Annotated in this window: 1 protein-coding gene; it reads left to right on the top strand. The window is 37.1% G+C overall.

From position 1 onward, the window contains the following. A partial coding sequence (locus V6256_RS15665) for a type II toxin-antitoxin system Phd/YefM family antitoxin (protein WP_341599154.1) occupies positions 1 to 174 on the top strand: 174 nt, incomplete at its 5' end. Positions 175 to 224: the final 50 nt, after the last annotated feature.

Raw genomic sequence — 224 nt, 5'->3', positions numbered from 1 at the left:
ATTACTGAGCATGGACAGCCTTCTGCATACCTTGTAGATGTTTATGATTTCGAATTTATGCAAAAACGTATGCTAATTCTTGAGGCTCTTGCTAAAGGTGAGCAGGCAATAAGTCGCGGAGATACATTGTCTAATGTTGAAGCTAAAGAGAAAATGAATAAATGGCTGAAATAATTTGGTCAAACCCTGCACTCGAGGATCTGAATGATATAGCTGAATATATT

This window comes from Psychromonas aquatilis (assembly GCF_038155185.1).
In the GTDB taxonomy this organism is placed as follows: domain Bacteria; phylum Pseudomonadota; class Gammaproteobacteria; order Enterobacterales; family Psychromonadaceae; genus Psychromonas; species Psychromonas aquatilis.
Note: the sequence above shows the minus strand (reverse complement) of the source record. Positions and strands in the feature narration are given on the sequence as shown.